Annotated in this window: 8 protein-coding genes; 3 read left to right on the forward strand and 5 right to left on the reverse strand. The window is 45.8% G+C overall.

Translation table 11 applies throughout. The features are described 5' to 3' along the window. Positions 1–24 precede the first annotated feature (24 nt). Positions 25–669, reverse strand: coding sequence for a hypothetical protein (locus ACLFWI_RS21530; RefSeq protein WP_446414614.1), 645 nt, complete (start codon positions 667–669; stop codon positions 25–27). Positions 670–868: 199 nt separating this feature from the next. Further along, positions 869–1,510 carry a hypothetical protein gene (locus ACLFWI_RS21535; RefSeq protein WP_044204270.1) on the reverse strand — a complete coding sequence of 214 codons (642 nt, stop codon included), beginning with the start codon at positions 1,508–1,510 and terminating at the stop codon, positions 869–871. 351 nt (positions 1,511–1,861) lie between these two features. Here ACLFWI_RS21535 and ACLFWI_RS21540 point away from each other — a divergent pair, with 351 nt between their 5' ends. Both ACLFWI_RS21540 and ACLFWI_RS21545 read left to right on the forward strand, forming a co-directional pair. Further along, a complete protein-coding gene (locus tag ACLFWI_RS21540) occupies positions 1,862–2,800 on the forward strand; it encodes a type II secretion system F family protein (RefSeq protein WP_446414615.1) in 939 nt (312 codons plus the stop codon). A 129-nt stretch (positions 2,801–2,929) separates the two neighbouring features. After that, the gene (locus tag ACLFWI_RS21545) at positions 2,930–3,355 is read left to right on the forward strand and encodes an AAA family ATPase (RefSeq protein ID WP_446414616.1); all 426 of its coding nucleotides are present in this window, start codon (positions 2,930–2,932) and stop codon (positions 3,353–3,355) included. A 451-nt stretch (positions 3,356–3,806) separates the two neighbouring features. On the opposite strand, the gene ACLFWI_RS21550 is transcribed toward ACLFWI_RS21545, so the two are convergent. Next, the gene (locus ACLFWI_RS21550; RefSeq protein ID WP_446414617.1) at positions 3,807–4,964 is read right to left on the reverse strand and encodes a tetratricopeptide repeat protein; all 1,158 of its coding nucleotides are present in this window, start codon (positions 4,962–4,964) and stop codon (positions 3,807–3,809) included. Between the two features lie 242 nt (positions 4,965–5,206). Here ACLFWI_RS21550 and ACLFWI_RS21555 point away from each other — a divergent pair, with 242 nt between their 5' ends. Next, the gene (locus ACLFWI_RS21555) at positions 5,207–6,748 is read left to right on the forward strand and encodes a DUF3084 domain-containing protein (protein WP_446414618.1); all 1,542 of its coding nucleotides are present in this window, start codon (positions 5,207–5,209) and stop codon (positions 6,746–6,748) included. A 136-nt stretch (positions 6,749–6,884) separates the two neighbouring features. Here the strand turns inward: ACLFWI_RS21555 and ACLFWI_RS21560 are convergent, their stop codons facing one another. Next, positions 6,885–7,514 carry a pentapeptide repeat-containing protein gene (locus tag ACLFWI_RS21560; protein WP_446414619.1) on the reverse strand — a complete coding sequence of 210 codons (630 nt, stop codon included), beginning with the start codon at positions 7,512–7,514 and terminating at the stop codon, positions 6,885–6,887. A gap of 209 nt (positions 7,515–7,723) precedes the next feature. Beyond that, the coding region (locus ACLFWI_RS21565; RefSeq protein WP_446414620.1) for an RNA-guided endonuclease InsQ/TnpB family protein at positions 7,724–8,646 on the reverse strand (923 nt) is incomplete at its 5' end.

An 8,646-nucleotide genomic window follows, 5' to 3' on the forward strand; every position in this document is an offset into this window, starting at 1 on the left:
GGTAAGGGCGCAAGGATGGTGCCCCTACCCCAATGTGTAATTCTCTAAGGATTTCACAGCCTGGTTGTAGGTTTCAGGGGAATCATACTGTTCTTCAAAAAATTCTCCGTCTCTATATCCAAATACGATACCATTAGAAGCCACTCGCTTGAAGAAAAACTGATTATAGGTGTCTTGTATAGTTTCAAAATATCCCTGGATATAACCGTATAAATAACTGATAAATGCCTGGATGTCTTGCCGAGATAATTCTTCAGGAAACGGTTGATACATCAAGCTTAAGTCATAGCTATCCTGCGGCTGTATTTGTTTACGGATTCCGAAATACAGAGAACCTCGGTTGTCGTAGATATCCAGCAAGTAATCAAACGTCTGTCCAGATTTACTTATTTCTAAGAAAAATGGGAAGGTAAATGACCCTTTCCAATCGTCAAAAAAACGACCACTCTCTCCGCAGATTGCTTCTAGGGTGACATAGATTTGGGCAAGATTTAACTCCTCGCCTTGTTGTCTTAAATACCGATAAAAGTCGATATAAAATCCATAATCATCGGCAATAGCAATGCTGTTTTGCCGCCGTTCATAATATTGATTGTCGTTCAGTCGGGAAAGTCTGTAATGGTTTCCCCTGAACTCGATAGTGATTACTTTATCTTTTATCGCGTTCATCTCATACCCCCTGGGAAATATCAGTCGATGATTTGATGACACTGACTGGTGTTCTAGGTTTTGAGTTTCCATTCCTGGAACTGGGTAGAAGCATTACCAGAAAGCGCGATCGCAAGATCCTAACAGTGACGGTTCCTCTGCACCTCCGCCCCTCCGCCCCCAGACGCGCCATGGCACGTCTCTACATGCACCCCAGGCTTTACTCCTTCCCGCCAGCGCCGGGATGTTCTCGCCCAGGAACGCTCTCCAGTGCTGTCAGCGCCGCTTGTGAACCTGCCAGAATATCCCGTTCTTCGCCGCCCAAGTAAAGGCGTCCAAAACTGCCAACAGCGGAAATTTGCAAGATATTAATTAAGGCGGCTTTCTCGGCTTCATTAGCGGCTAAAGCAGCATAAGCGGCTGGTGCGACTTCTAAAACATAGAGGGTTTGTCCTGCCAAAATCATCTGTCCCCGTCGGGTGCGATTAATCAGTTGAGTTTGGTGAGGGTCAATATTGCGAATAATTTGGCTAGAGACAACTCGCGGTTTAAGACGTTCTCGTTCACCGACGCCTAGGGCGGCTAAAATCGCTTTCCCCGCCGCCCTGGTTTCGCCTTGTTTATTCGCATGAACTTCCAGAACCCCATAGAGTCGTTCCACCATCTGCACGGCGGGACGTACAGAGGTCGATTTTAGCGCCACATCGGTAATCCGGTTAATTTCGATACCGGGTGAGATTTCAATCCATAGCGACGTATCTCCAGGTAATGGCAAGAATCCTAGCGCCACTGTCCCCATATAAGCCGCGTGCTGCGGCTGTAAACTATCGATATAAACATAGGATCGCAATTCTATCGCCAAGGTTATTTCTCCGTAGATTGGGGGTCAAACGGCTGGAATATGCAACATTTGAGTTTACCTGAAAACGAAGTGCGATCGCGATTTTTCCTGGAAAGTCGCGAAACCTAGTCCAAGAAGGCAGAAGTTTTCCAGCAGTATTCTGCAAGGGAAGGAGGAGTATGAAAGCCCCTCCCAGAAAAAATATATTCCGCTTCCCTCTCCTTGTAGGAGAGGCGTCGGGAGAGGTTCGCGGAGGGGTTTGGTAAGGGGTCTGATATCAAATCCGGTTAAACTAATCTCACTAAAAGCGGACTGGATTATAAAGGGGGTAGTAAACCTAGATAAGGACAAATAACCAATGACATAGGACAAATGACAAATCGCCAAAATGCTAAAATATTCTCCCAGCTTGCTAAATTACTCAATTCGGGTATAAATCTACAGCAAAGCTTAACCCTGGTGGGAAATGATTTAAGCCCAGCCGTTAAACGCTATTTACAAAAAGTGAGTCTCGCCGTAGGTTCTGGTCAGGATTTCGCCACCGCCTTAACCTGTGAACGCGGTTATTTTAATCGTTGGACGATTAGCTTAATCCGTTTAGCTGAATATAGCGGTTCTCTCCCCCAAACCTGTCAAATACTCGCAGAAGACGCTGAAACGGAAGCCAGACAGGAACGATTATATGGGTCGGTAAAACGTTCAGCTATAGCGACAATTTGGGGATTTTTGGTGTTAACGGCGGCTATTTTTAATCCAAATGCAACCGGAATTATTAAACCAGAGTTTTGGTTAAGAGGGTTAGCGATCGCGCTGCTATTATGGGTGATGATCGTCCTATTGTCTCGCTTTTCTAGTCCCTTGTGGCTGCAACTGGTGAGACGATTACCTATTTTCGGGCAAATCGTGCAGGCGCGATCGCTCCTCTATCTAGCTAAGTTACGATTACCGTTAAGTTGTGGGGTTTCTCTCCTCACCGCCTTGGATTTACTGCGAGAGCATATCCCAGATACGGTAATGAAAGCCAAACTCTCCTGGGCTACGCGGCGCGTCCGCATGGGTCAACCTCTTAGTCAGAGTCTCCAGGGTAAATTACCCCCTACAGCGCTACAGATGATTAGCACCGGGGAAGAAAGCGGAACACTGGATAGAACGCTGGAAACCTTAGCCCAACACTATGACAGCGAATTAGAACAACGACTGCGATCGCTACAGGTTAGTTTACGAGTTTTAAGCCTGGTGGTGATGGGCAGTTTGGTGGCGGTGGTGGGTGTGCGAGGGATATCTGTGCTGCTGGATTCATTCCCAGAGTGATTCAACGCAGAGGGTTTCGGGGGATTGGTGGAAAGGCGCGATCGCATCAGCTATTGTAGATTTCAGTTCTTGCACCATTAGCTTTGGTGGGAAAGATACTTATCCGACAAAAAACTAAATGAAGGGATTATGTATATTAATGAAATTGGAATGATTAATATCCGCTCAATTAAAAATTTATATTGGAAGATAAGTTTAGAGCAGTGTGCGGGATGGCATATAGTTATTGGCGACAATGGTTCAGGTAAGTCAACCTTATTACGTGCTATTGCATTAGCTTTGTTTGGTCCAAATAATGCTATTGCGCTTCGGCAAAATTGGAATGATTGGTTAAATAAAAATTACAACTATGGAGACAATGAAAATCATGGAGAAATTTATGTCCATTTATTGTATGACAGCCGTTTCGACAAAATACCAGGAGGGAATAAATCGATGGGATTCCACGGTTTTCCTGTTTTGCTTCAATTGCGTGAACAACTCAGTGAAGATGAGCGAAATGAACAAGAAAAACTGCGGGCAATGATGCCAACTTCACCCCATAAAGTCTGCTAATAAGATGCTCATTGGATAGAAAAAACCTATAAAAATATAATTTATAGGAGCATGTTTTACGATAACATGAGCGTGGTATACCTAAATTGGATGAATGATGTTCACATCCAAAAACCGTAGGGGCGCAAAGCTTTGCGCCCGATTCAATGGTCAAATCTATTCCACAATTGTAGCTGTGTCAGTCCAATACAGTGCGATAAGTAGGTGGGGACAATTAAAGTTAACGGTGGGGAACTCGCTTTCGCGAGAAGCAAGCTACGTCATTCGTCATTGGTCATTCGTCATTTGTAAGGGTTTGAGGCTTGTTAACATAACTTAATATGGTTGAGTTTATTTCCACTATAATAAACTTATTACACAGTATGGCATATAAAGGCTATTGGACAAAGGACAAAAAACAAAGGGCAAATGACAAATGACAAATGCCCCTGTATCTGTTGTCACCAATGAATTATCCGATCGCGTCTTGGGGTTGCTGCTGTACCAGTTCCTGCAATTTGTCGCGATGTTCCTTCGCCTCTGTATTGTTCGGGTTAATACGTAGGGCTTGATCAAAGGATGCGATCGCGTCATAATACCGTTCCAGCAGGGCGAGGGCGATTCCCCGGTTATACCAGCCCGCCTCACTATCAGGCTCAAGTTCTAACATCCGATCATAAGAATTCAAGGCGTCTGCGTAGCGATCTAAACGGAGTAAAGCATTCCCTCGCTTAAACCAGCTATCAGCATCATCCGGTATCAGTTGCACCACTCGGTCAAACACGGCAAAAATTTCCCAAGCATCGCCATCTAACTTTTCTAAAGCAATGCCCTTGTTGTACCAAGCATAGGCGTTCTCTGAATTGATTAATAACACCCGTTCAAAGGCGTTGAAAGCCGCTTCATGTTGCTCCATTTCCAGCAACGCCAGACCGCGCATGAACCAACCTAGCTCACTATTCCGATTAATGCGGACGACTTCGGCAAATGACGTTTCTGCTTCTGGATAACGTTCTAATTCAATCAGGACATAACCGCGATTGAACCACGCCCGTTCGTAGTCTGGATCGATGCGAACAGCTTGATCATAAGCCTCTAATGCCTCTTGATAACGTTCCAGCCGTCCCAGGGTAATTCCCCGATGGAACCAAGCCCAATCACTGTTGGGATTTAGTTTCAAGGCTTGATCATAAGCAGCGAGGGCATCTTCAGGTTTGCCTGTATCATCCAAAGCCATACCTAAGCCGACCCAAGCCCCAACTAGACTGGGATCGAGTTCCGTGGCTTGATTGAACGCTGTAACAGCTTCTGGATACTTCTCCAAGCCATATAGAGCAAACCCGCGACCCATCCAAGCATCAGCACTTTCCCGATTGATTTCAATCGCTTGGTCATAAGCTTTAACGGCTTCAGCATACTCTCCGGCTTTGATTAAAGACATTCCTTTATTGAGCCAATTGACCAACTCTCTAGACGGAGTTTGAGCAATCTGAGGATTTTCCAGTTCCAGCATATAAGGATTTGGTGTACCCTCTGGACTGTACCGTAGAGTTGCGAGGGCAGAGGTTGAGGTGGAGACACTTGCCAAGAGGGTTAAAACGGCTGTCAGTCCAATGTGCTTGAGTTGCATGGTAGATATCCTTGGTGTATCGCTTTCAATGGCATCTATCTCTGAAGACTGAGAGCTTATGCACAATTTGAGCAAAGATACACAGCAGCAATGTTCCAGACGTGCTTTTGATGAGGAAGAATTTCTCCCATCCCAATGAACCATGAACCATGAACCATGAACCATGAACCATGAACCATTAAAAAATATATAATCCGTCTCAGCCATAAGATAGGCTGTATCTGGACAGATGCAGCATCGTGATGACCAGCGCTTACATCCTGATCGTGGCAATATTACTGTTGGGAGGAGTCCTCGCAACTTTAGGTGATCGCATTGGTACGAAAGTTGGCAAGGCGCGGCTGAGTTTATTTAACTTACGTCCTCGAAAAACGGCGACATTGGTCACGATTATGACGGGATGTTTGATTTCTGCCTCAACCTTGGGTATTTTATTCGGTCTGAGTGAATCCCTGCGGGAAGGGGTGTTTCAACTGGATAACATCCTGCGACAACTTAGACATGCACGTCGGGATGTGGCAGTTGTTAACGCCCAGAAACAACAAGTAGAGGGCGAACTGGCTAAAACTAGAGCCGAGCAAGCCAAAGTACAACAGCGTCTGGATGAACTGAACCGCAATTTCCAGAAGGCTCAAGCTCAACTGCGAGATATCTCAAAACAGGCAAGTAATCTACGTTCAGAAATTCAGTCACTCTTGGCTGAACGTCAACAGTTAATTGAGCAACGAAATCAACTTAATGCAGAAATTAGTCAGCTTAAAGAGTTAGTGGCACAACGGGATCAGGAACTGGAGGAAACTAGCCAGCAACTGGCGCTAAAAAACCAGCAACTCCAGCAGAGAAATGAGCAATTGAGGGAAAAAGAGCAGGAACTCGCCCAAAAAGATAACGTGATTGAAACCATGACCCAACGGGAAGCCCGTCTCCAGGAAGCGATCGCCCAACGGGAAGCCCGTCTTCAAGAACTGCAAGCCGAACTCAAAGAGGCGATCGCCCAACGGGAAGTTCGCTTGGCTCAACTGGAAGAGGAACTTGCCCAACGGGAACTCCTCATCGCCCAACGTAACCAACAACTACAAGATCAAGAACAACAACTGGCGTTTTTAGAACGGCAAGTCGATATTCTGGAGCAGTATTATCAGAACTATCAAGCTCTGCGTCAGGGCAATGTGGCAATTTTGCGCGGTCAAGTGCTGGCATTTGGCGTGGTGCGTATTGTTGAACCTTCAGCCGCATCTGAGGCGGTTGATCAACTCCTGCGGGAAGCCAATCGAACCGCCGCTGACATTATTTTGCCCGGATCTGAGGCACCGAAGGAACCCCTAGTTCAAATTACTCAAGCCCAAGCCGAACAGTTAATCGAACAAATTCAAGATAGTGAAGACTATGTAGTGCGAATTCTCTCCGCCGGAAACTATGTGGTTGGCGAAAAACCGATTCAAGCCTTTGCCGATGCAGCACTGAATCAATTGGTGTTTGAACCGGGGGAGGTGTTAGCCGCTGTTTCTATTGATGCTTCAACCTTGACGAATAAAGCCCTGCAACAGCGCATTGACCAGTTACTCGCCGCCTCGCAGTTTCGCGCCCGTCGGGCTGGAGTCCTCGGTCCGATTCAAGTTGCAGATGGTAATCCTTCTACCCTGATTCGCTTTATGGAACAGTTGGCGGAATCTGAAAAACCTCTGGCGGTGAGAGCGATCGCCCAAGACCAAACCTCTACAGCAGGACCGTTGAAAATGCAGTTAGTCGCGATTCAGAATGGACAAATTGTTTTTAGCACTTAAGTTGAATGGTTCTGGCTGAAGGCTGGTGGGCAATGCCCACCCTACGACTCGGCTAAAAGCCTTATATGATCTGTATAGCACTACGGGCATACGTTAGGACATTCCCCTATTGCCTATTGCCCAGCGGGAAGCGCTATTACTGATGCATCTTGCCATCTGGCAAAATAGCACCTGTGAGTACGGCGGCTTTAAAGTTAGCCCCCATAACAATTGCCCCTCGCAGATCAGCAACCATCAAAATTGCCTTGGATACATCAGCGCGAATCAAACAAGCTTGACTGAGATCAGCGCCCCTCATATCAGCCCCTTGCAAGATTGCCCCAATTAAATCCGCATTCTTTAAGCTTGCCCAATGTAAAATAGCCTGGTGTAGCATCGCGCCGTGTAAATCAGCTTGATAAAGACAGGCTTGGGCAAGATTGGCAAACATCAAGCTAGCTTCCCGCAGGTGCGCTCCCGTCAAATTAGCCCGTTTTAAGTTACATTCAATCAACGTGGCTCTGACTAACTCAGCCGCCGTTAAATTGGCATCGTTTAGTTCAGCTTTGCTTAAATTAGCGACGCTTAAGTTAGCTTGACTCAAATTGGCTTCGCTCAGGTTTGATCCTTTTAAACTAGCGCCACTGAGATTAGCACCGCTCAAGTCGCTGCGCCTCAGATTCGCCCCATTGAGAATTGCTTCAGTCAGATAGGCTCCCCGGAGTTCAACTCCCTCAAAATCTCGCTCTCCGGCAGCATAACCCTTTAGCAATTCAGCAGCATCCATAAAAATTCCCAGGTCTTAGCCTCTCGCTAACGTCCTAATTCATCAGTGATTTGAGGCAGTTGCACCGGGTTGGGATCAGATTATCCTTGATTTACCTCGTATAAATAGAATAATCAGGATAACTCATATAAGTAACTATACGCACCCGAATTAGATACTATACTCTATTCGGACTCCTGTATAATACCGTTTTTTTGACACTCCCCGCCCTATAAGTGCGGGGATTCTTCTTTCATAGATCCAACTTGCTTTGACAGGATTTCTCCAATCAAAGTAGAGGTTAAGTCTCCAGAAGCGTTCGGATTTAAAATCCAAGTTCCGACATGACCTGCCGTACTCAAGGCTAACTTCAGAATATTGATGGCTGCGTTCCAGTCCCGGTCTAAAACAAATCCACACCGACAAACATGAGTCCTAGTAGACAGGGATTTTTTAACCGTTGTACCGCAATTGGAACATTCCTGGGAAGTATAGGCAGGATTAACCGCAATTGTTATCTTGCCTTCTTTTACCCCAAAATATTCTAACCATTTTCTGAATTGATACCAACCTGCATCATTAATCGACTTAGCTAAACAATGATTCTTAACCAGATTCTTAATCCTCAAATCTTCGTAGGCTACCAAATCGTTAGATTGGATTACGCAACGCGCCGTTCTCTTGGCGTGTTCTTCACGTTGCCTACTTATTTTGAGGTGAAATCGCCCTAGTCGATTAATGGCTTTCCTTCGATTGGCAGAGCCTTTCTTTTTACGCGAAACTCGTCTGTGAAGAAATCTTAGATGTTTTTCGCTTTCCCGGTAAAATCGGGGATTGAGTTCTTTGTGACCATTGCTGTCGGTATAAAACTCCTTGAGTCCTACGTCTAAACCAATGGCTTTTCCTGTCGGCTGACTCTCTACCTTATTCTCAGCGTTAACTAAGAACTGGACATAGTAGCCATCGGCTTTTAGGACTAACCTCACTCGTTTTATCTGATCGAGTTGGTACAAATTTAAATCCCACGTTCCTTTGAGCTTAAGCTTGCCAATCCCTTTCTGGTCTGTGAAGGTTATTTGTTTTCGAGTTTCAGAAAGTTTGGTGGAGTCGAGTGGGAAGTCGCCTTCCCACCCTCTCCTACAAAACCGTGCTT

This window comes from Coleofasciculus sp. (genome assembly GCF_046539235.1).
Taxonomy (GTDB): Bacteria; Cyanobacteriota; Cyanobacteriia; order Cyanobacteriales; family Coleofasciculaceae; genus Coleofasciculus.

Excerpts from the sequence above, each read along its gene's own strand:
- ACLFWI_RS21560 (WP_446414619.1), bottom strand. The coding sequence starts at position 7,514 with ATGGATGCTGCTGAATTGCTAAAGGGTTATGCTGCCGGAGAGCGAGAT.
- ACLFWI_RS21550 (WP_446414617.1), bottom strand. The coding sequence starts at position 4,964 with ATGCAACTCAAGCACATTGGACTGACAGCCGTTTTAACCCTCTTGGCA.
- ACLFWI_RS21530 (WP_446414614.1), bottom strand. The coding sequence starts at position 669 with ATGAACGCGATAAAAGATAAAGTAATCACTATCGAGTTCAGGGGAAAC.
- ACLFWI_RS21555 (WP_446414618.1), top strand. The coding sequence starts at position 5,207 with ATGACCAGCGCTTACATCCTGATCGTGGCAATATTACTGTTGGGAGGA.
- ACLFWI_RS21540 (WP_446414615.1), top strand. The coding sequence starts at position 1,862 with ATGACAAATCGCCAAAATGCTAAAATATTCTCCCAGCTTGCTAAATTA.
- ACLFWI_RS21545 (WP_446414616.1), top strand. The coding sequence starts at position 2,930 with ATGTATATTAATGAAATTGGAATGATTAATATCCGCTCAATTAAAAAT.